Origin of the sequence: Shewanella sp. NKUCC06_TVS (genome assembly GCF_019345515.1) — a bacterium.
GTDB lineage: Bacteria > Pseudomonadota > Gammaproteobacteria > Enterobacterales > Shewanellaceae > Shewanella > Shewanella oncorhynchi.
Genome location: NZ_JAHKQX010000010.1, coordinates 15,318 through 37,737, shown reverse-complemented (window position 1 = coordinate 37,737; position 22,420 = coordinate 15,318). Strand labels below are relative to the sequence as shown.

Annotated in this window: 22 protein-coding genes; 12 read left to right on the top strand and 10 right to left on the bottom strand. The window is 45.5% G+C overall.

Annotation, left to right across the window (positions count from 1 at the left end; translation table 11 throughout):
• Positions 1-68: 68 nt before the first annotated feature.
• The 4 genes from KO531_RS12450 to KO531_RS12435 form a co-directional block, all read right to left on the bottom strand.
• Positions 69-425 (bottom strand): DUF4870 domain-containing protein, encoded by a 357-nt coding sequence (locus KO531_RS12450; protein ID WP_173242674.1) that lies wholly within the window; start codon positions 423-425, stop codon positions 69-71.
• A 36-nt stretch (positions 426-461) separates the two neighbouring features.
• A complete protein-coding gene (locus KO531_RS12445; protein WP_198572493.1) occupies positions 462-1,157 on the bottom strand; it encodes an MOSC domain-containing protein in 696 nt (231 codons plus the stop codon).
• A 135-nt stretch (positions 1,158-1,292) separates the two neighbouring features.
• Positions 1,293-2,753 carry a diguanylate cyclase gene (locus KO531_RS12440; protein WP_105251077.1) on the bottom strand — a complete coding sequence of 487 codons (1,461 nt, stop codon included), beginning with the start codon at positions 2,751-2,753 and terminating at the stop codon, positions 1,293-1,295.
• 314 nt (positions 2,754-3,067) lie between these two features.
• Complete coding sequence (locus tag KO531_RS12435; protein WP_105251076.1) at positions 3,068-3,919, bottom strand: PfkB family carbohydrate kinase; 852 nt, start codon at positions 3,917-3,919, stop codon at positions 3,068-3,070.
• 361 nt (positions 3,920-4,280) lie between these two features.
• On the opposite strand from KO531_RS12435, the gene KO531_RS12430 reads away from it, so the two are divergent.
• The gene (locus KO531_RS12430; protein WP_105251075.1) at positions 4,281-4,463 is read left to right on the top strand and encodes a hypothetical protein; all 183 of its coding nucleotides are present in this window, start codon (positions 4,281-4,283) and stop codon (positions 4,461-4,463) included.
• A gap of 39 nt (positions 4,464-4,502) precedes the next feature.
• On the opposite strand, the gene KO531_RS12425 is transcribed toward KO531_RS12430, so the two are convergent.
• Positions 4,503-4,898: a hypothetical protein gene (locus tag KO531_RS12425; protein ID WP_198572490.1), complete on the bottom strand. Its 396-nt coding sequence runs from the start codon at positions 4,896-4,898 to the stop codon at positions 4,503-4,505.
• A gap of 348 nt (positions 4,899-5,246) precedes the next feature.
• On the opposite strand from KO531_RS12425, the gene ovoA reads away from it, so the two are divergent.
• The gene (ovoA, locus tag KO531_RS12420) at positions 5,247-7,361 is read left to right on the top strand and encodes a 5-histidylcysteine sulfoxide synthase (RefSeq protein ID WP_198572489.1); all 2,115 of its coding nucleotides are present in this window, start codon (positions 5,247-5,249) and stop codon (positions 7,359-7,361) included.
• Positions 7,362-7,502: 141 nt separating this feature from the next.
• On the opposite strand, the gene KO531_RS12415 is transcribed toward ovoA, so the two are convergent.
• Positions 7,503-9,458 (bottom strand): methyl-accepting chemotaxis protein, encoded by a 1,956-nt coding sequence (locus KO531_RS12415; RefSeq protein WP_105251072.1) that lies wholly within the window; start codon positions 9,456-9,458, stop codon positions 7,503-7,505.
• A gap of 357 nt (positions 9,459-9,815) precedes the next feature.
• On the opposite strand from KO531_RS12415, the gene KO531_RS12410 reads away from it, so the two are divergent.
• The 8 genes from KO531_RS12410 to glnG all read left to right on the top strand — a co-directional run bounded on the left by KO531_RS12410 (position 9,816) and on the right by glnG (position 17,207).
• Positions 9,816-10,127 (top strand): pyrimidine/purine nucleoside phosphorylase, encoded by a 312-nt coding sequence (locus KO531_RS12410; protein ID WP_063884943.1) that lies wholly within the window; start codon positions 9,816-9,818, stop codon positions 10,125-10,127.
• Positions 10,128-10,406: 279 nt separating this feature from the next.
• On the top strand, positions 10,407-11,003 hold the full coding sequence (locus KO531_RS12405) for a TetR/AcrR family transcriptional regulator (protein WP_219251321.1): 597 nt from the start codon (positions 10,407-10,409) through the stop codon (positions 11,001-11,003).
• A gap of 172 nt (positions 11,004-11,175) precedes the next feature.
• Positions 11,176-12,333: an iron-containing alcohol dehydrogenase gene (locus KO531_RS12400; RefSeq protein ID WP_219251320.1), complete on the top strand. Its 1,158-nt coding sequence runs from the start codon at positions 11,176-11,178 to the stop codon at positions 12,331-12,333.
• Between the two features lie 59 nt (positions 12,334-12,392).
• Positions 12,393-13,085: a type 1 glutamine amidotransferase domain-containing protein gene (locus KO531_RS12395; RefSeq protein ID WP_219251319.1), complete on the top strand. Its 693-nt coding sequence runs from the start codon at positions 12,393-12,395 to the stop codon at positions 13,083-13,085.
• A 133-nt stretch (positions 13,086-13,218) separates the two neighbouring features.
• Positions 13,219-13,845 carry a glutathione S-transferase gene (locus KO531_RS12390; RefSeq protein WP_219251318.1) on the top strand — a complete coding sequence of 209 codons (627 nt, stop codon included), beginning with the start codon at positions 13,219-13,221 and terminating at the stop codon, positions 13,843-13,845.
• A 204-nt stretch (positions 13,846-14,049) separates the two neighbouring features.
• Complete coding sequence (locus KO531_RS12385; protein ID WP_131525137.1) at positions 14,050-14,556, top strand: DUF4124 domain-containing protein; 507 nt, start codon at positions 14,050-14,052, stop codon at positions 14,554-14,556.
• A gap of 153 nt (positions 14,557-14,709) precedes the next feature.
• The gene (glnL, locus tag KO531_RS12380) at positions 14,710-15,756 is read left to right on the top strand and encodes a nitrogen regulation protein NR(II) (RefSeq protein ID WP_105251067.1); all 1,047 of its coding nucleotides are present in this window, start codon (positions 14,710-14,712) and stop codon (positions 15,754-15,756) included.
• Positions 15,757-15,794: 38 nt separating this feature from the next.
• A complete protein-coding gene (glnG, locus tag KO531_RS12375) occupies positions 15,795-17,207 on the top strand; it encodes a nitrogen regulation protein NR(I) (RefSeq protein WP_219251317.1) in 1,413 nt (470 codons plus the stop codon).
• 137 nt (positions 17,208-17,344) lie between these two features.
• Here the strand turns inward: glnG and KO531_RS12370 are convergent, their stop codons facing one another.
• The 4 genes from KO531_RS12370 to KO531_RS12355 form a co-directional block, all read right to left on the bottom strand.
• Positions 17,345-17,896: a porin family protein gene (locus KO531_RS12370; protein ID WP_219251316.1), complete on the bottom strand. Its 552-nt coding sequence runs from the start codon at positions 17,894-17,896 to the stop codon at positions 17,345-17,347.
• 209 nt (positions 17,897-18,105) lie between these two features.
• Positions 18,106-18,558 carry a hypothetical protein gene (locus tag KO531_RS12365; protein WP_219251315.1) on the bottom strand — a complete coding sequence of 151 codons (453 nt, stop codon included), beginning with the start codon at positions 18,556-18,558 and terminating at the stop codon, positions 18,106-18,108.
• Between the two features lie 14 nt (positions 18,559-18,572).
• Positions 18,573-19,463, bottom strand: coding sequence for a cation diffusion facilitator family transporter (locus KO531_RS12360; RefSeq protein WP_219251314.1), 891 nt, complete (start codon positions 19,461-19,463; stop codon positions 18,573-18,575).
• Between the two features lie 51 nt (positions 19,464-19,514).
• Positions 19,515-20,024 (bottom strand): Spy/CpxP family protein refolding chaperone, encoded by a 510-nt coding sequence (locus KO531_RS12355; RefSeq protein WP_105251062.1) that lies wholly within the window; start codon positions 20,022-20,024, stop codon positions 19,515-19,517.
• 294 nt (positions 20,025-20,318) lie between these two features.
• Between KO531_RS12355 and KO531_RS12350 the strand changes: the two genes are divergently transcribed.
• Together KO531_RS12350 and KO531_RS12345 are read left to right on the top strand one after the other, a co-directional pair.
• Entirely contained in the window at positions 20,319-21,005 is a 687-nt protein-coding gene (locus tag KO531_RS12350; protein ID WP_105251061.1) for a response regulator, read from the top strand.
• Entirely contained in the window at positions 20,993-22,378 is a 1,386-nt protein-coding gene (locus KO531_RS12345) for an ATP-binding protein (RefSeq protein WP_251068939.1), read from the top strand. Before KO531_RS12350 ends, KO531_RS12345 begins: the two co-directional genes overlap by 13 nt.
• The last annotated feature ends 42 nt before the right edge of the window (positions 22,379-22,420 follow it).

The following is a 22,420-nucleotide window of genomic DNA, read 5'->3' as shown; positions in this document are numbered from 1 at the left end:
AACTTACGCCATAAAAAACGCCTTAGATGTTTCCATCTAAGGCGTTTTTCTTTAACTCGCAGAGGCAATTAATCCATAGCAATAAATTTAATCGTTAATGGATAGCGATACACTTTACCTTCGCTGGCCTTAATAATCGCCAGCACAGTACACACCAGATCGAATATACCCAGTAAGATCAATAAAATGAAACCTATTCCGACCAAAGCTAATACGGCACTGATGATCACATAAATCAACAGGCTCAATTTAAAGTTCAAACAACTACGGCCACATTGATCGACAAATGCGGACTCTTCACGCTTCATCAGCCAAATGATCAAAGGACCAAGAATAGAGCCCAACGGCACTAAGTATCCAATAAAACTTGAGGCGTATACCAGTAAGCCAAAATCTTTATCACTTTTTGTAACGGGTTCAATCATAGGTCATCCCTGTTTTATCATTTTGAATATAAAGCCTTATTTTCCACTCGGCCCATATAAACGCATTTGCCAATCTTCTACTGTCTGTAATGCTAAGCGGCGTTGTAGGCTATTAACCCAACTCAGCGCTAATCCCTCGCAGGAAGCTAAACGATCATAGGCACTGGCATTAAACGTTGGCGAGAAATAGAGTGACATGGCCTCGGCAACACTGATATCAGTACGACGCTCAACTAATTCAATCCTATCGTTTAACTGAATAATCCCTGGGGTTAAGATTCTATAAAACCAACCACATAATTGGCTTTGCTGCATAGCGAGGGCGAATTCTCTGTGGCCAAATTGCAGATTCAATTTAAAACAAGGTGAACGCGGCTGAGTCACTTGCACTTTTACTGCGCCAATTTGCAAGATATCGCCAATATTGACTTGAGTTTCGTTCAGTCCAACTGTGCTAATGTTCTCTCCCATGCTGGGCGCATCTTCGAGCTGGGTGATTAAGTCCCAACGACGATATTGGCCGTAGTGCTCGCGGGGGAAATGATGTAGCACGCGATCAAGGCCGCCATGGTGTTTTGGATCGGCCTGCGCGTCCCCTTCAACATGGTCGATATGCACTAACAGTTGTTGAGCCGCTTGCTTACCATCAATCCCCGTAGCAACACCGGACATTTCTTGAAGATGAGTTCCTAAGTACAATCCAGACAACTTATTAATCAACAACTTTGACATCTGCAACTCCAAATCAATGACCTATCGCGCATTACTGTCAGAGTGTAAACCGCGATACGCCAATAATACAATCAACCCGCGCCATAACCCACAAAGGTAGGCTAAACATTGCTGCCAAGAAGAACCGAGTAGAGTCTATGAATGATTTAACACCACTTGATTTCGGCCCGCTTCTTTTGCCTGATACAAGGCCAGATCGGCACGTTTGATAAGGTCCTCTGCGGGCTCTTGCACTTGATGCTCAGCAACACCAATACTGGCAGTAATAGAAATGTGTAATCCATTCACTTTAATTTCCCGCTGGGAAATGAGGTCACGGATCTGTTCTGCCAGTTCTGCCGCTCGAGATAAATCCATCTCAGGGAGTAAAATTAAAAACTCCTCACCGCCCCAGCGACATAAAATATCCTGTTGTTGTAGTAAACCACGCAGCATATTAGTCATGGTTTTTAATACTAAGTCACCAATCCCATGCCCATAACTGTCGTTCACTTTTTTAAAGTGGTCGATATCCAGCAAGAGTATTGAAATCGGCGATTGTGTCAGCTTAGCTTTATCTAACGCCTGCCTAAAGTACTCATCAAACACCTGACGGTTAGCGGCGCCAGTGAGCTTATCAGTAGACGCCATAATTTCTAGTTTGCGCTGATAACGACCTAAGGTCATGTTGGAGATGAATAAAATACCTAGGGTCACCATTAGGCTTAACGCCAAATTACCCCAAAACGTATTTAACAGTTCCCGCTCTTGTGGCGCATCCTCCTGCTCAACAATCAAATACCACTTAAACTCAGGAACTAAGCGACTATTGAGATAAACCGTTTTCCCGTTTTTCTGATAGCTGAAGGCGGCACTTGGGCTGGTTAAAATACGCGTAGCCAAATTATCAAGCCCTACGTTCGTTTGCAGCGAATCCGTACCGTCATATTGATCGCCATGCAAAGTGACATTACCTTGCCGATCGGTAAAGAACACTCGGCGGTTATAACGCTTTTGATATAACTCAATTAAGGCTTTAACCTTTTCAACCGCCAACCCCACACCGGTAACACCAATAAATTTCCCTTCAAAATCAAAAACTTTATAGTTAACAAATACGGTTGTCTTACTGCGGTCTGCCGTATCGGCATCAATATTGACCTCATAATGTTCAGATTCAGGTAAAGAACGCACTCGAAAATACCAAGCATCGTCAGGCTCTACATCTTGGATTTGTTTTAAAATGCCCGTGGAATGGTAATAATTTCGACTTTTCTCAGACACAAAAAAGCTAGTGACTGTACCGTATTTCTCTTGGATTTCCTTAAGGTAACGAATGAGTTTTTCGGGCTCTTGCTCATGACTTAAGGTCCAATCCCGAACAAAGGTATCCTGCGCCATCAAGGATGAAATAAAGATGGGTCGTAACAAATCCTGTTGAATTTCTGAATAAATATTGTCACTTGTGAGCGGTAAGGTATTGCTCTCTATTTGTTGGCTCAGTGAATCATGAGCCACTTTGTAACTGATACCGCTGGTCACTAAAAAGGCGACCAAAAGCAAAACAGACAGAAGCCAAATAAATTTATTTTTATCATTCCAAGCGTTATTGCCCATTCTCAACTCCAAAGACTACAGAACACCTTGAGTGGCTTATTATTTTAATTTAACGATAACTATTTTAGTTGAATAAATGTTAACGCAATTGCGCCATGGCCGCACAAGATTTCTGTCGTATTGGCGTTCTACGATGGAATAACTTTATTTTGAGCAAAAAAATGCCTCGTTGGGGAAACGAGGCAAAAAACATACTAACCAATAAATGGGAGAAAAGTACAAGAAAACGTTAAGGGACAAGCTATGCGCCACAAGACATACTCTAGCAAGGACGTATGACAAAAAGATGACTCAAACTGCTCGCCCGCAGATTTTCATGCGATTTGCTTCGCCTCTAAATACTGTTTTAGTGCCTCACCCGGAATAGAACTATCAGTTGCCACCGCAAATGCCGCCCAAATCGCCCCTTCTGCCATGGCCTCAGTAATCGACTGGCCGATGCAGAGACTGTGGATCAACCCTGCCGCATAGGCATCACCCGCGCCAGTGGTATCAACAACTGTGGCAGGGATAGCTGCAACATGCTGCACTTGATCATGCGTGTAAACCTTAGCCCCATTGATACCATCGGTGACAATAAAGTAACGCAGACAATCGCCGCCAATGCTTTTGCCATATTCCCAAGATGCGCCATCACAACGCCCCTGAATATCACTCATGGAGGCCAATAAAATATGACAAGGTCTCTGTCTGTCGTCCTTAGCTAATTGCGCGACCACAAGACAATGTTCTAAAGCTGTTTTTGCCCAGCTGACAGAGCCTTCAGCGGAAGTATTAAAATACAACGCGTCCCATTGCTGCCATTTCGGCGGTACAGATAATTCAAATATGGGTCTTTGTGGCCGAATAATGGTGCGCTCGCCATCTGGCGTCATTACAAGCAGCATTTCGCATGTATTGCCGGCGCGGCGCTGCACTAAACGACAATCGAGACCTTGCGTACTGGCTTCTGCAATGAGCCAATCCCCCATGTCATCACGGCCCACTTGACTCACCAACGCGACGCTATGCCCTGCCCAGACTAAACCTAATCCGGTATTTGCCCCACCGCCGCCGAGCCTTTGGCCGCCATCTTGATAATGGAAACGTCCACCCGTTTTTAAAGGTTTATCAAGCAGTAAGATTCGATCACAGTTGAGATTGGCAACTAACAGAATATTAGCCATTACACGGCTCCAAAGGGCAAAAAAGCATCAAGGCCAGAAGATAAAAACAAAGAAATATCAATCTAGAGCAAAATGCTCACAGGCACAATCCAATCATCAAGATAGAAACACTATAAGGATATGGCAGCGCCTTGATGTAAGCATTTGTCCCGAAGAAGACGAGGAAAAAAGTTATACACCCATACGGTATAACACAGCTGTTAACTCTAACACTTTGTTTAAAATCGATTTATAGAAAAGATAACGTCTCAGGACAAAATGAAGCGTAACCATTTTGAAGCCGACTCGATTAATTATCAGTAGACATAGTTAAAATGCATGCTGGATACATATATTAAATTTATGAATGGAATCAAACGCTATGCTAATGGAAATATGGGATACCGCCGAAGAAAAATCTGAGCAGCTACGCCGTTATCAGCTCTGTATAGAAGAATTTAATGAATTGAATTTTCACGATGTTTATATTGCAGAAATCAAACAAGAATACCAACAACTTGCTGAACAAGTAAAAGTGCAGTCAACCTCGGATCCCGAGCGCTAACTGCACTTTGCCATCTAGTTACTCACGATAAACCTTCAATTACTTTATTGGCGTCAATGGTGATAAAGACGCAAATTGTACTGTTAATGTCCAATCTGTAATGACCATATCTGAAGGCTGCCAACTGTCATCAACCCACTCATAAACCAAGCCAGGGTTTTCCTCTGCGTTGACTAACAAACGCCGTCCATCTTGCAACACAAGCGTATAATCGAGCCCCTGCGCATCGACACTTTCAATGTCCCCCAAGACATTGTGCTTAATGGCCGAAATAGTTCCGGTTGCCTTAACGGCATCGTTTTCCTTTGCACCGCTGTAAAACTTTAACGCCTCGTTTGCGGCAGTCTTGTGAAAAACAAACTCCTCAGTCACACCCACTACGATCGACGGATCAAGCTCATACCAGGCGGGTATCCATAATGCGTTAATTGTCATCCCGTTATATCCTGCATAATAATTTTACGGACGGGATCATTCTGCCTTAACCCCGACAGAGAAAATACTCTTCAGGGATAAAATAATTTTAATCCCTGTAAGGGATAGCATCACTTTCTTTGTAAGATAATCCCAAACCAGAGGGTCATACCTGAGATGCTTTAAGCTCCAGCACTGATGTTGGACCCAATTGGTCTTTCTGTTAGTTTGTAAAACACTTTGCCTCAAACCGACACATTAAGCTGACAAAGTGATCCTGAGCTCAGTAATCGCGTATAGAGTCACACACGATAGATTAATCTTCCCATGCTTGCACCGCAGGCCGATAAATACGGAGTTTACTTGTCTATGGATAAGCCCATAACGCAACCCCCTCAAACCCTTAAGCTCATTGGTGAAACTGAGGCCGGAAAGCGTCAAGAGCTTAAGCAATACTTTAATCAGACATGGGCTTTATACGAATCTCTGTATGATTTGATCCAAGAAGATAGCGCCTATTACCTCAAAGCCGAGCGGCTGCGCCATCCGTTAATCTTTTACTTTGGCCATACGGCCACTTTCTATATCAACAAACTCAAACTCGGTAAATTTCTCGATGAACGGGTAAACGACAACTTCGAATCCATGTTCGCCATTGGTGTCGATGAGATGTCTTGGGATGATTTGAACGAACAACATTATCCGTGGCCGGATGTGGCAGAGGTGCGAAGCTATCGCCAACAAGTTAGTGCTGTCGTCAATCGTGTTATCGATGAAATGCCTCTAGCGTTACCTATCACTCAAAATAGCCCAGCTTGGATAATTTTGATGGGCATTGAACATGAGCGTATTCATTTAGAAACCTCATCGGTGATCATCCGCCAACTGCCGCTGGAATATGTCGCGCCCAACCACCTCTGGCCTGCGTGCCAAGACACCGCCCCTGCCGAGACTAACAGTTTATTGGCTGTAAAAGGGCAAAAGGTGACCTTAGGCAAAACAGAACAAGACCAAACCTACGGTTGGGACAATGAGTACGGCCATAAAATATTTAACGTTAACGACTTTAAGGCTGCTAAATTCTTAGTCTCGAATCAAGAATATCTCGCATTCGTCGAGGCTGGCGGCTATCGCTCACCCCAATTTTGGAATGAAGAAGGCCAAGCTTGGCTTGCCTATACCCAAGCACAAATGCCGCGTTTTTGGCGCTTAAGACAAGATAAATGGTGGCAACGTAACTTAGTGGAAGAAATTCCGCTGCCATTAAACTGGCCTGTTGAAGTGAATCAACTCGAAGCTAAGGCCTTCTGTAATTGGAAAGCCGAACAAAAGCAAAGCAATATACGTCTATTAACTGAAGCTGAGTGGTACATCTTACGTGAGAATGTGCCCGCCGATGCGCCCGATTGGCATGAAGTACCGGGCAATATTGCTTTGGCTTATTACGCCTCTTCTTGCCCAGTGAATCGCTTCGAACATAATGGCTTTTTCGATATTGTCGGTAATGTTTGGCAATGGACAGAAACCGCAATCGACGGTTTTGACGGTTTCGCCGTACACCCACTTTACGATGATTTCTCCACCCCAACCTTCGATGGCAAACATAATCTCATCAAAGGCGGCTCGTGGATCTCTACGGGTAATGAGGCAATTGCTTCATCACGCTATGCGTTTCGTCGACATTTTTATCAACACGCGGGCTTTCGCTATGTGGAATCCACCCAAAATCCAGCTCAAATGGCCGAGGTCAATGTGTACGAAACGGATGAACTGATTTCCCAATACCTTGAATTCCACTATGGCGCCGAATATTTCGGGGTTGCTAACTTCTGCGTCAATGGTGTGCAGCAAGCGCTGAGTGAAATTCAATTGACTCATACAGCTAAAGCCCTTGATATCGGCTGCTCCGTTGGTCGCGCGAGTTTCGAGCTGGCAAAAGTGTTTGATCATGTTGATGGTATCGACTTCTCGGCGCGCTTTATTCAACAGGCCTATGCGCTGACAGAACAAGGTGAAAAACGTTACACCATACGCACCGAAGGCGACTTACAGGAATTTAAGAGTGCGAGTCTCGCAAAACTGGGATATGAGCTTGAGGCGAAAAAGGTCAACTTTATGCAAGGTGATGCCTGTAATTTAAAGCCCATCTACACAGGTTATGATTTGGTTTATGCCTCAAATCTTATCGACAGGTTGAACGAGCCTAAACACTTTTTAACCAGTATTGCCCAGCGAATTAATCAAGGTGGATACCTTGTGATTGCCTCGCCATACACTTGGCTTGAAGATTATACGCCCAAGGATAAATGGTTAGGTGGCGTTAAAGTCAAAGGAGAGAACTTCACCACCTTAGATGGTTTGACCGAAACCTTGATCGGCCAATTTGAGCTGGTCGCAGTGAAGGAAATCCCCTTCGTGATCCGCGAGACTAAACGTAAATTCCAACATTCCATCTCAGAAATGACAATTTGGCGTAAACGTTAATGCTCACTTATGGGATAACCAACTGAAGTCCTGATAAAAATATCCGCCAGAAATCCATTTCTGGCGGATGTGTAACATCCAGCTCAGTCACATTTACAGCACCAACTAAGGTGAGAACACTGTAAATGCAGCGAAAAATATCTACACCTTAAACTGTGCCGTTGTTAAACCAAGCTGATTTGCTAACCCCAACAGACTCCGCGTACTCGCTGCCACTTGGCTGATAGCAGCACTATTTTCCTCCGCCGCCACGCTTAAGCCAGCAATCCCCTGCGCAATCGTCGCCGAAACCGTTGTTTGTTCTTCCGCAGCGGTTGCAGTTTGAATCATTAATGCCTTTAAGGTTTCTAAGCGCAAAGCAATATCATCCACCGCGGTCTGCATTCCATCCGCATCTTCTGCGGTTTTAGAGGCTTCAGTGGAACAAGTCACACTATGCAACGCCAGCACACCTGACTGTTGCTGAATACCTTTTAACACTTGCCCAATATCCTGAGTTGCTAATTGAACCTTCACTGCTAACTGACGCACCTCATCGGCAACCACAGCAAATCCACGACCATGCTCGCCAGCTCTCGCTGCTTCAATCGCCGCATTAAGAGACAAGAGATTAGTTTGTTCCGCAATCGCATTTATCACAGCCAATACTGAGCCGATTTTCTGACTATCCGCCTCAAGACTGCCCACCTGTTGATGAATAGTTGCAAAACTACTCAAGGTCACTTTTAAGCTTTTACGAGTACTGGCCAAGTTTTGCGAAAGAATTTCACTCGAATGGGTACAGGCGGACACTTCATCGGAGGATCTCATCGTATTCGTGCTGATTTCAGCTGCGGCATAACTCATTTCTTCAACTGCAGTAGCCAACATATCGGTTTCTTTGGCCTGCATCTGAATACTGCAATCGGCTTGTGTCATGGCGGCAGAATTTTGTTCGGCGGCAGATTCAAGTTCATGCCCAACGCCCACCAGCTGACTGATGATTTCTTTGAGCTTAGTTTGCATCCGCGCCAACCAACTCATCAGGTGATTATCCGTTTGAACATGCGGTAAATTATGAGTTAAATCGCCAGAGGCGATCATACTGGTCAAGTTACACATGTCCTCAGGCTCACCGCCGAGCGGCTTTAATACAAACCCTGTAACTAACTTAGCGGCAGCGAACGCCAACACTAAGGCTGCTGCACAAACAGATAAGCCGATAAACATCATACGGTAGGCGGGAGCTGCTATTTCACTCACATCAATTTCAGCCATCAAACCCCAACGTAAACCGAGCTCAACGACAGGAGAATAAGCGGATAAAACGGGATTATTGTTATAATCATTCACTTGCATCACACCCGATTTACCAGCCAGCGCCTCCTTTACCGCCAGCGTATCAACACCATTCTGAGCTACCGTTCCCGCAAACGAAGCCGTAACAGTGCGATTAATGGGGTCGAGAAAGGAATCAGAACGCATACGATTATTTGGGCCAATAAGATAAGTTTCACCACTTTGCCCCATACCCTCACGAATTTGCATAACTCTGTTGATGCGATCGATTGATACTTGAGCCGCCACCACCAATCTTTGTTGATTAAACTGAATCGACTGGCCAATAAATGCCGCCGGTTGACCGTTTGAAGGCGCGTATGCGGAGAAATCTTGTAGTAATACTGTGCCCGCCGATCCCAATGCCTTATTGAATAACTGTGCTAATCCCGAATCATGGAAGGGTCCAGTACGCAAATTGGTGCCGAAATCAGACTCCTTCGCCACTGTATATAAAACGGTGCCGTCGTCACTAATAATAAATAGGTCATAAAAACCGAGGGATTTATTTAATGACTGCAAGGTTTGATCTATGTCAGTAAGAGTATCGAGGCTTTTTTGGCTGGCAATTACGGCGCTGACGGCCTGCAGGTTATCGGAAAAGTCCTGAAACATGCCAACAATCTGCCGTTGCTTGATCTCACGCACAGCCACTAAACGAGACTGAGCCTCGGCAAACAATTCATCGCGAGCAATGTAAGTCACTATTGCGGTGGCAAATATGAGGGGTAATAGGACAATCAATAAACTGATAAGCTGAATTTTACGAGTAAAACCCATGGTGAGACTCCTTGTCGCGCGTCGAATTCCATTCCTTCAATCTTTGCAGAATCAAACCTGCCTTAAAACTATAGGAGAAGAATCTCAGCTAAACAAAGCGGTGCCGACTATTTTCATCAAAAGTTCACTAAAATGCCGACAACTCATTATTTTTAAGTAAAAAAATGATTAACAACTTTAAATGACAGCCACGCCATACCGACCATTTCAAATAAAATGATATAGTGGGAAATAAGCGATAAACCGAACGTTAGCATCAACTGATATTGAATGCGCACATCCATGCGACAATGATGCATTGAAATTTATTAAATATGCATATAAATTCATATCAAGCCAATTTATAGAGGATTAATAATGAGTTTACTCGAGCAAGTGTCAGTATCTAAAAAAGCCAACATCTACTTTGATGGCAAAGTGGCTAGCCGTAGCGTATTTTTTGCCGATGGCAGCAAGCAAACCTTAGGTGTTGTATTACCAGGGGAATATGAGTTCTCAACCTCCCAAGGCGAAATCATGGAAGTGACTAGCGGCCGTTTTGAGGTGTTACTTCCAGAAACAACGACTTGGCAAGAATTTAGCGAAGGAACTCAGTTTGAGCTGGCTGCAAATGTTAGCTTTAAAATTCGTAACACAGCCATTGCCGAATATTGCTGTAGCTACCTCTAATCATCTCGATTGAGTGGCAGTACGATTAATATTTCACATCAATCGTGAATCGAATGCTCACAGTGACGGTTTATCTCAGCACTGTGAGTATGTTGTCCACCCGACCATTTCACCATCAGAATGCCTTATCCGTCTAACATTTATCAATTTGGCAATTTTATTAACTTGGCTCAAGGCAGCGCAAAAGTCACAATGCAAAGCATACTAAATCGAATATGTTGAAATCGTCGATAAAAACAACACTAGACGACCGGTCTAATTTGATTTATCCTAACCCCCATGAAAATTGAAACTCAATCCACTCGCCAGCATATTCTCGACATCGGCTACAAGCTGATCGTACGCAAAGGCTTCTCCAGCGTCGGCTTATCCCTACTGCTGCAGGCGGCCGAAGTGCCAAAAGGCTCGTTTTATCACTACTTCAAATCCAAAGAACAATTTGGTGAAGCGCTTATTACTGATTATTTTGAAAAATATCAATTAGATTTAGACGCATTATTCAATGACTCAACACTGACAGGCCATCAACGCTTGATGCAATACTGGCAACAATGGTTGCACGTACAAGCCGATGGCTGCGTAGATCAAAAGTGTCTGGTCGTGAAACTCAGCGCCGAAGTGGCCGATTTATCCGAAGCCATGCGTGTTGCCTTACTTAAAGGTTCCGCCGGCATCATAGAGAGATTAACGACTTGTGTTCAAGTGGGCATACTCGACAGTTCAATCGCCCAGCAAGATCCGCAATCAACCGCAGAAATGTTGTATCACATGTGGTTAGGCGCCAGCTTAATGAACAAGTTGGGCCACAGCCCTGCGGCACTCGAACGTGCACTCGTAACGACTGAATCCATTTTAACGCCTAAAACGGCCCTTTAACCTAATACCGACTCAAAACTAATATTTGCTGATATCGATCAGCCCAGATTTTTAAAGAATACATTTTCACGCCCAAAAATTAGACGACTGGTCTACTAATTTAACGGGCTATTAATTAATGCAGCTCAATTAACGCTGCTCATTTAAAGTAATAATAGGAATAACATCATCCATGCTAAATTTTAACTATTACAACCCGACCCGTATCCGTTTTGGTAAAGACACTATCGCCGAAATTGATTCTCTAGTACCGAGCGATGCTAAAGTGATGATCCTCTTTGGCGGCAGCAGTGCTAGAAAAACAGGCACGTTAGACGAAGTTAAACAATCATTGGGTAATCGTTTCGTTGTCGAGTTCGATGGCATTGAGCCAAACCCAACCTATGAAACCTTAATGAAAGCCGTCGCCCAAGTGCGTGAGCAGAATATCAACTTCCTCCTCGCGGTTGGCGGTGGTTCGGTTATCGATGGCACTAAATTTGTGGCCGCTGCAGCGGTATTTGAAGGCGAACCTTGGGACATTCTCACTAGCTGGGGCGCAAATGTAACTCAAGCTATACCTTTTGGCTCAGTGTTAACCTTACCTGCGACCGGTTCCGAAATGAACAACGCCAGCGTAGTGACCCGCAAATCACTGCAAGCTAAGCTGCCATTCCGTAATGACTTGGTTTATCCACAATTCTCAATACTTGATCCGACGAAAACCTTCACCCTACCAGAGCGCCAAGTGGCCAACGGTGTTGTCGATGCTTTTGTACATATCACAGAGCAATACCTCACTTACCCAGTTAACGCCGCCGTGCAGGACAGATTTGCCGAAGGTCTTTTACAAACCTTGATTGAGCTTGGTCCACAAGTGCTAGTTCAACCCGAAGATTACGACATTCGCGCGAACTTAATGTGGGTTGCCACTATGGCACTCAACGGCACGATTGGCGTCGGTGTTCCACACGACTGGGCAACCCATATGATTGGCCATGAACTAACTGCACTTTACGATATCGACCATGCGCGCACATTGGCAATCGTACTGCCTGCTCTGTTGAAATGTACAAAAGAGGCTAAGCGCGAAAAGTTACTCCAATACGCAGACCGCGTGTGGCATATCAACACGGGTACAGATGACGAGCGCATCGATGTCGCTATTGCAAAAACCAAGGCTTTCTTCGAAGCCATGGGCATACCGACACATTTATCTGCCTATGATCTCGATGCCAGCCATGTTGATACCGTAGTGAAGCAGCTTGAACTGCACGGCATGGTGGCACTCGGCGAACATGGCAACATTGACCCAGCCATGAGCCGTAACATTTTGACCTTAGCCCTATAACGTCAAATGAACTAAACCCAAAGCTCACACGTATTGATGTGAGCAACTTAGGTAAAGGTATGAAAATGAATATATTAATGGTACTCACGTCGTATGATAAACTCGGTGATACCGGTTTAAAAACAGGCTTTTGGCTCGAAGAATTTGCCTCACCTTTTTATGTTTTTAAAGATAAAGGTTTTGACATTACCTTAGCCTCGCCACTGGGCGGTCAACCACCACTCGATCCAAAAAGTGATGAGCCAGACTTTCAGACCGAAGCCACTGCGCGCTTTAGCAAAGATCCTGAGGCTCAAGCACTGCTAGCGAATACCACTCGCTTAAGTGAAATCAATGCAGCCGATTATGATGCGGTTTTCTATCCGGGCGGCCACGGCCCACTGTGGGATCTTGCCGAAGATAAGCATTCTATCGCCTTAATTGAACAGTTTTATCAAGCCAATAAACCCCTAGGGCTCGTATGTCATGCGCCTGCTGCATTGCTGCACCCTAAAACCAGTGATGGCAAGCCATTGGTCAGCGGCAAGCGTGTTACCGGTTTCAGCAACTCTGAAGAAGAAGCCGTGCAACTCACTCATGTCGTGCCATTTTTGGTTGAAGACATGCTGCAGAAAAATGGTGGCAATTATGTCAAAGGTGATGACTGGACAAGCTTTGTCGTCGCAGATGGCCATTTGATCACAGGCCAAAATCCGGGATCATCCGAAGCCGTAGCCGAAACCATAGTTGCGCAATTGAACGCGAGAGGCTAAGCGATAAATACGCGACGCTCAGCTTGAAATGAACAAAGACAGGCGCACAAGTGTGCTAAATGCGTTAAAAAGAGCTGTCGCACCATAATAGTGCGACAGCCAAAATGTACTCTCACTGTCCAAAGGAAAGCCCATGATCACCTTGCACCATCTCAATAAATCACGCTCTAAACGTATCATCTGGTTGCTAGAGGAACTCGGTCAACCCTATGAAATTAAAAGTTATCAACGTGATAGCCAGACTTTTCTCGCGCCACCCGAACTTAAGCAAATTCATCCGTTAGGTAAATCACCCGTTATCGAAATGGACGGTCAAGTGATAGCCGAATCGGGTGCGATCACCGAATATCTTATTGAAAAATATGCGGCGGATACCTTAGCCCCCGCCAGAGACAGCGCAGACTATGTCAGTTATCTGCAATGGCTACACTTTGCCGAAAGCTCAGCCATGCTGCCTTTGTTACTGCGTATGTTCGTGCAAAAGGACGGTTGTAAAACCAATTTCCTTGAAGGTTATGCGGCGATAGAAGTCAGTAAGATAAGCCATTACTTCAATGATATGTTGGCCGATAAAACCTATCTTGTTGCAGACAAGCTCACGGGTGCGGATATCATGATGTCCTTTGTGGTAGAACTACTGGCGAACAGTGGCGATCTCGCGAAATTTGAACATATTCAACGCTATGCCACTCAATTATCCCAACATGCCGCTTGGGTCAAAGCGAGTGAGATCGAGAAACAACTCGATGCAAGCCTGTAATTGATGGATAGAATTCGGGCACATGTTAGTGCCCGAGCTTAACCCACTTTAACTAACCCCTGTTTCTGCCGCCCCATTTTCTGTCGACTTTATACCTTCTCTGTGATGACATCCTTAACCACTTAGTGCAACAAACACCATGATTTTTGATGTCAAAGAGACTAATCTTGATTAACTCTATCTCAAGGCTACAGGGACTTTAGCATGCGTTCACTCACACTCATCGGCTTAGTGCTATTTAGCATGTTAGCGCAAGCGACTGTTTATAAATGGGTCGATAAGGATGGCAAAGTCCATTACTCCGATGAGCCGCAGCCAAATGCCCAAGTCGTTGAGCTAAAAGATAAGACCTTAAATCAAATTGCCCTTCCTCTGCCCAAAACAGACTTAAACAGCTCAGTTCAAGCAATTGAATCTATTCAATATCAAGTCAATATTACCTCTCCGACCGAAGAGGAAACCGTCAGAGATAACAATGGCGATTTCGACGTCGTTGCGACTATCACCCCAGAGCTAAAAAGTCAGTATTTGATGGCCCTCAAGCTCGATGGCAACCCCGTCGGTCAGCCGCAAATTGGCGGTACCTTCAAACTCAAAAACATCGACCGAGGTGAACATACCTTAGTCGTTGACGCTTTGACTCAAAACGGCAAAGTCTTTGCATCAAGTTCACCAAGAAAGATATTTCTTCATCAAGCAGCTAAGCGTTAATGTCACTATTTGTATAGTAAAAGTTAGTATAAAAACTTTAAATACATGAAGTTAGATTAACTCCTCCTGACTAAACCGTTTGATGAAGACAAGTTGCAGCTTGCACCAGATTGGTGCACCATAGTGGTGCAACCCTATTTCTAGGAATGGTCGATGGATAAAGAGACACTGCTCAATCATTTAGTTACCGCTGTACTTGTCATAGATAAGGATCTCAAGCCTTGTTATGCCAACGCAGCAGCAGAGCAATTATTAGGTGTTGGTAGCCATAGACTCGTAGAACAAACTTTGCCTGAGCATTATCAAATCCTCGGTGTCGACGCCAAGCTATTAATGGATGCAGTAACAGCCGGCCAAGGCTTAACGGTCAATACGGCAGCACTAGTCACGCTCGATGGCCAACATCATACCGTTGATTTAACCCTTATTCCCCTCGATGATGAGGCAGAGCTCAGCCTGCTCGAACTGCGCCAAGTCGACCAACAAAGACGCATTCATCAGCAACTGAGTCAAGATGCACAGCAACAAGCGGCGCAGTTTTTGGTGCGCAACTTAGCCCATGAAATCAAGAATCCTTTAGGCGGCCTTCGCGGTGCGGCGCAGCTATTATCGCGGGAGCTGGATGATCCGGCGCTGAAGGAATTCACTACGCTCATCATAGAGCAGGCCGATCGGCTGCGTAATTTAGTGGACCGTCTGCTCGGCCCTCAAAGGCCGACACAGCACAGTCTGCACAACATCCATCAAGTGGTGCAAAAGGTCTATAAGTTAGTTGAAATGGCGCTGCCCGCTAACATTCAGCTCAAACGGGATTACGATCCATCCATTCCCGATATCGAGATGGATCCTGACCAAATGCAGCAAGCTGTGCTGAACATTTTACAAAATGCGGTGCAGGCGCTTGAGCATACGGGCGGCGAAATTTTGATCCGCACTCGCACTCAACACCAAGTCACTATAGGTTCACAGCGCCACAAGCTAGTGTTAACCCTATCGATTATCGACAACGGCCCAGGTATACCACCTGAGCTAATGGACACATTATTTTATCCCATGGTGACAAGCCGTGAGCAAGGTTCAGGTTTAGGCCTCTCGATTGCTCATAATATTGCCCGTTTACACTCGGGAAGGATCGATTGCCTCTCCAGCGCAGGGCACACAGAATTTATCATTTCATTACCAATTTTAAGCGCTAAATAATTTCGACTGTACCTACCCATACCGTATGAGGAAGCAAGATGCGAATTAGTGAACAAGTGTGGATCCTCGACGATGACAGCTCGATACGCTGGGTACTCGAAAAGGCACTGCAAGGTGCTAAGCTCAGCACCGCCAGCTTTGCCGCCGCCGAATCCCTGTGGCAGGCATTAGAAATATCGCAACCGCACGTGATAGTGTCGGACATCCGTATGCCCGGCACGGACGGTTTAAGCCTGCTCGAACGATTGCAGGTGCATTATCCCCATATTCCCGTGATCATTATGACAGCGCACTCAGACTTAGACAGTGCAGTCAGCGCCTATCAAGCGGGCGCATTTGAGTATCTGCCTAAACCCTTCGACATCGATGAGGCGATCTCTCTGGTCGAGCGCGCACTTACCCATGCCACTGAACAGAGCCCTGCACCCACGCAGGAAACCCAAGTCAAAACACCCGAAATCATAGGTGAAGCGCCAGCGATGCAGGAAGTGTTTCGCGCCATAGGCAGACTTTCACGCTCATCGATCAGCGTGCTGATCAATGGTCAATCGGGAACGGGTAAAGAGTTAGTGGCTGGCGCGTTACACAAACACAGCCCACGTAAAGACAAGCCATTTATCGCGCTGAACATGGCAGCGATCCCTAAGGATTTGATCGAATCTGAGCTATTCGGCCACGAAAAAGGTGCCTTCACTGGCGCAGCCAATGTGCGCCAAGGTCGCTTCGAACAAGCAAACGGTGGCACGCTCTTTTTAGATGAAATCGGCGATATGCCGTTAGACGTACAAACACGGTTACTCAGAGTGCTCGCCGATGGCCAATTCTACCGCGTTGGAGGTCATAATGCGGTACAAGTCGATGTGCGTATCATAGCGGCGACCCACCAAGATCTTGAATTATTAGTACAAAAAGGTGGCTTTAGAGAGGACTTGTTCCATCGCCTCAACGTGATCCGCGTGCACTTGCCGCCACTATCACAAAGACGGGAAGACATTCCCCAACTTGCCACCCATTTCCTCGCCTCGGCAGCGAAGGAAATTGGCGTAGAAACTAAGATCATGACCAAGGAAACCGCGGTAAAACTCTCCCAATTACCTTGGCCCGGTAATGTCCGACAACTCGAAAACACCTGTCGTTGGTTAACCGTAATGGCATCGGGGCAAGAAATTTTACCCCAAGATTTACCGCCAGAATTACTGAAAGACCCTGTGAGTGTCACCCACACGGCGAAAGGCAGCCAAGATTGGCAATCGGCACTGACTGAGTGGATAGACCAAAAACTCTCGGAAGGCAACAGCGATCTGTTAACTGAGGTGCAGCCCGCATTCGAGCGCATACTGCTAGAAACTGCGCTGCGCCATACTCAAGGCCATAAACAGGAAGCGGCGAAACGTTTAGGCTGGGGACGAAATACCTTAACGCGGAAATTAAAAGAACTGTCGATGGATTGAGTAGATAAAATAACGTTCTCATCAAGGCTAACTATACAAACGCATTAACCTTAAGCAACAAAAAAGGGATATTCACATATCCCTTTTTTATATCTAGATTGTGCTAACTAACATGACGACCACTAGCCCAAGCAGAATTAGAACTGATAATGCAGACCCACAGCAAACTGTTTAATATCAGTATCGATATCTATAGAGTTGTGACGATCTGCTTCTAGATCACCCGTAGTCACATCGTAGCTTACGCGGATATTTAAGTGCTCTGTTACCGCAGCATTAACGCCAACACCATAGGTCCAACCAAAACCGGTGAAGTCTTCATCATCGGAGCCGTCATCAATCACCAGCGCCATAGAAGCGATGCCCACTTTCGCATAAGCAGAGAAGATATCATTGATTTGTGCGGTAAATTTAGGCGTGAAGCTTAATGCGCCGGCACCTATATCAACATCTCTGTCGCCAAGATCTCCAGTGGCGAACAGGTTGGCTTCTAAACCAAACCACTCATTGAAGTTGTAACCACCGTAAACGCCAAAGCCAGTACCCGACTCTGATTCATCTAAAACATCGACAGTCACTTTATTGAGGGCTCCGCCCACATAAAAGCCAGTTGTGTCGGTGGCAGCAGATACTTGAGTCGCCACAAATGCAGACAATAAAGCAGCGGCAACAATTGATAATTTTTTCATCATAATTCCCTAATGATTTAACGAAAGTATTAAACGGCGTGGATATTACAATAAGCAGATCTGGGGTGTCATCGTTTAAATGAGCAAAACACTAGCCGTACAGCATTTATTCAGCTTGAGTCAAAAACGAAAGCTATAGTTGATATTTATAGAGGGAAATCATACTCACTTTAGACATTATCTTTTTATATCTAAAATCATTAACGGCTTTAACTTAGCACCCGCAACAATCCTATAAAACTTGCATATAGCCAACGGATGAGGGAACGACGCCTTCTCACATCCAAACATTCGGATACGACAACTCTGCCAGACGCCACACAAGTAATACGTGTACGCCAAAGAAATAATGGCCAGACATGGACTCGATAAGCTTGGTTAGCAATGTCGAGATCAATTTTCTGCGGTAAGTAATAAATATGTTTACGCAGGACTAACTGACTCCAAGCCCCCGCTATCACAGGAGATACGGTACTATCCGCTTGATTTACTATCGAAGGTTTCTGTTCCATCAGGAGCGTGATTTCTGTACTCATAGGAATGCTAATGTCAGAAATCACAGATTCGGCTATCAACTCAAAGCGAGTCGATAGCCTATGATAGCGGCATATCAATCGAGTGGAATGATCCCATCTGTGACTTTGCTTCTGCATCCATGCCATAGCTTGCCCTTAATTTATGTTTCGTTTACGTCAGGTTTAACCGGATCTTGGTGAATAATCACCTCAGCATCTTCGAAGGCGGCTTTGACTCTTATCCCTGTTGTATCGGCAATATTGTGGGCTTCATTCAAACTCAAATTGCCATCGAGTTCTAAATGAAATTGAATAAAAACAGTTTTGCCTGCTTGACGAGTGCGTAAATCATGCAGCCCTTGCACCCGTGGATCTTCCATCGCGATTTGCGTGATTTGCTGGCGAGTTTCTTCGTCTAGCTCTCTGTCTAACAAGGCTTGAATTGAGCGATAACCTAAGCCAAAGGCTTGATGACCAATATAAAATGCAATCATTACCGCAAATAAACCGTCAGCCCACCACCAACCGTATTGCGCTAATACTAGTGCCAACAATACCGCACCATTAAGGAATAAATCTGATTTATAGTGCAGCGAATCAGCTTCAACCACAGTACTTTTTGTCGCCGCTAATGCGCGTTTCTGCAACATGACTAAAGCTAACGTCATCACAATCGCTATGATAGAAACAACTACACCTATGGTGGCATTTTCAACCGGAACAGGTGTTAATAGACGCTCGCCACCATAGAAAAGTAATAAAAATGCGGAGCCCATAATAAAGGCGGATTGCGCTAGAGACGCTAACGGCTCAGCCTTACCATGGCCATATCTGTGGTCATGATCCGGCGGCACAAGCGCGTAACGAATGGCAATAAAATTGATAATAGAAGCGAGAGCATCGGCAAAGGAATCCGTCAAAGATGCCAACATACTGGCAGAGCCGGAATAAAGCCAAGCGAACATCTTGATAAGAATAAGGATCAAAGCGGTAGCCACGGAAGCGCGGCTAGCCAGTTTGACCCAAAAATCGTATTGGGAAGTTTGAGTCATAAGGGATCTATCTTGGGAAGCTATGACCCTATTGTATATCAGCTAAGACGCTTAACCGCGAGGTTCTTTACCAGCTTGTGCTTCAAATCGCGCTTTAAACTTAGCTTGCTGCTCTGGTGTCAGCAGATTAAATATTTGATTATGCAGCTTCATACGTTCAATGGCTTGAGTTTGACGCTGCTCTTGCTGCGCACTCATCAGTGCCTTTGCTTGTGTTTCATCAAAACTAGGCGCGGTAATTAAGGCCTGCATCTCAGTGCGATGGGCCAAGCGTTCCTCTTTCGTTGGACGATTATCAGCGCGCGTGGCTTTCTGATCGGCAAACAACTTTTTGACGTCAGCTTTCTGGGCATCCGTTAAATCGAGCCCTTCAAACATACGATGCATGCCACCGTGGCCCATATGTCGGCCGCCATGTTCCATGCGGTCGCCTTTATGGAATTCAGATTTAGAGAAGTCGCAGCCAGCATCCTTAGGTGCAGCATTAACTGCCGTCGCGAAAACCGCAGAACTCGCTAGAATGGCAAACAGGCTCGCTTTCAAAGGTGATAATGTTTTCATAGTGTTAACCTCGATGGTTCAACTTTAATATGGCAAGTAATAAGACACAGTGACGACCCTTTTAAGCCGAGTCACTTTCGACCCTTCCAGTCTAACCCCCTATATGTAAGTGAGGACGTTGCCTGAGTAAATCACTGTAAAGTTGCGGCAATAACTAACAGATTCTCTATTCTTTACTTTGGCTTACATTGCTACACAGCAATTGACATCAAAACAGGTATACTCAGCCAAAGCGCTAAAAGTGCCTATGATAAACAGGCATACGAGGCCACATTACAGAGATTAAGGAACAGTATGAGTCGGATATTATTAATCGATGACGATCTGGGGTTATCTGAGCTACTAGGGCAACTGCTCGAGTTAGAAGGGTTTCAATTAACCTTGGCCTACGACGGTAAACAAGGTTTAGATCTGGCACTGACCGCAGATTACGATCTGATCCTACTCGATGTCATGCTGCCTAAATTAAACGGTTTTGAAGTGCTACGCGCACTGCGCCAACATAAACAAACCCCAGTATTAATGCTGACCGCTCGCGGCGATGAAATCGATCGCGTGGTTGGGCTTGAGATAGGCGCCGACGATTACTTGCCAAAACCATTTAATGACAGAGAATTAATTGCCCGTATCCGCGCCATTATTCGCCGTTCGAACTTAACAACCCAAGAAATCCATGCCGCCCCCGCCCAAGAGTTTGGCGATCTGCGCTTAGATCCATCGCGCCAAGAAGCTTACTGTAATGAGCAATTAATCATACTCACAGGCACCGAATTCACTCTGCTGCACACCCTAGCACTGCACGCTGGAGAGTTGATGAACAAGGAAGAGTTAAACGAGAAAGTGCTCGGCAAAAAACTCATGCCCTTCGACCGCAGCTTAGACATGCATTTATCGAATCTACGTAAAAAACTCCCCGAGCGTAGCGATGGTCGGCCAAGGGTGAAAACCATCCGTGGCAAAGGTTATATTTGGCTTCCATAACGGCGGTATCGACTGTGCCTAATCGTTTATTTATCAAATTATTGCTCGGATTTTGGCTTTGCAGCTCGCTAATCATTGCCTTAGTGGGTCTGTTACCATTGCTGCAACAAAATCACGACCGTGCGCCACTGCCACCTCACCTTGAAAAAGTCCTATCGACTATAGCTAAGCGCATTCAAGAAAACCCCGCCTTACTGGAATCCGATTTTCTTCGGCGCTGGGAAAGACACAGAGACATGGAAGGCAAACCTCTGCGGGTCTATCTTGTCAACAGCCAAGGCCAAGTGATCAACACCCACAGGGTGAGTCGCGGTGTGCGCAGCTTTATGCTGATGGCAGATGAAGAAAAACAACCGATTAGCCATCAGTTTAAAGATGAGCTGGTGTTTGGCCCCTTTCAATTCAATCTGGGCGCCGAGATGTATTCACTTTATGGCCGCTTACCGGATAACCATCCACGGCCTTGGTTCTTCTTCTTCGCCGAAAATAAGTTATTAACCTTAAGCCTAGCGATTTTCCTTTCGGGATTATTATGTGGCTTGCTCGCGTGGCATTTAGGTAAGGCATTAAATTCACTTAAAAAAAGTGCGAATGCCCTCGCAGAGGGCGACTTAAGTCACCGAGTCGATAAGTCCACCACTCAGCGCAACGATGAAATTGGTCAGCTCGCCACGGCTTTTAACAGCATGGCCGACTCCATCGAAGCTATGGTTAATAATCAGCAGCGGCTCATGGGGGATATTTCCCATGAACTACGCACCCCATTGACGAGGCTACAGTTATCCCTTGCCCTCGCCCGTAAAAAAGGTCAGCAGACCACCGAAACGGAACGCATAGGTTATGAAGCTGAGCAACTCGAAAAGCTTATCAGTGAATTGTTAGAGCTCTCGCGGGTCAAGCTCAGTACTAACGAAACTAAAGTACATTTAGGCTTGGCTGAATCCCTGAGCCAAGTATTGGACGATGCGGAATTTGAAGCAGAACAGCAAGGTAAAAGCATTACTATCGATATCGATGAAGAAATTGAGTTAGCGCATTTTCCTAAATCACTTTCCCGCGCGATTGAAAACCTGCTGCGTAACGCGATCCGTTATGCCGCAAGCGATATTCACCTGCAGGCGAGTGCGACGGCTGATCAAGTACAAATTACCATAAAAGACGATGGTCCAGGCATAGATGCCGCCGAACTCGATGCCATTTTTAAACCTTTCTACCGCCCCGACTCGGCAAGACAAAGAGAAAGTGGCGGCTGGGGACTTGGGCTGGCAATCACTGAAGCGGCGATCACCGCCCACAAAGGTAAGATTAAAGCCGAGAACCGTATACCAACAGGCCTTAAAGTGACGATTACACTACCGAAAAAGCCGATATGAAGAACAAGTATAGGAGGCAGAACTAATTAGTCGTAATTGGCA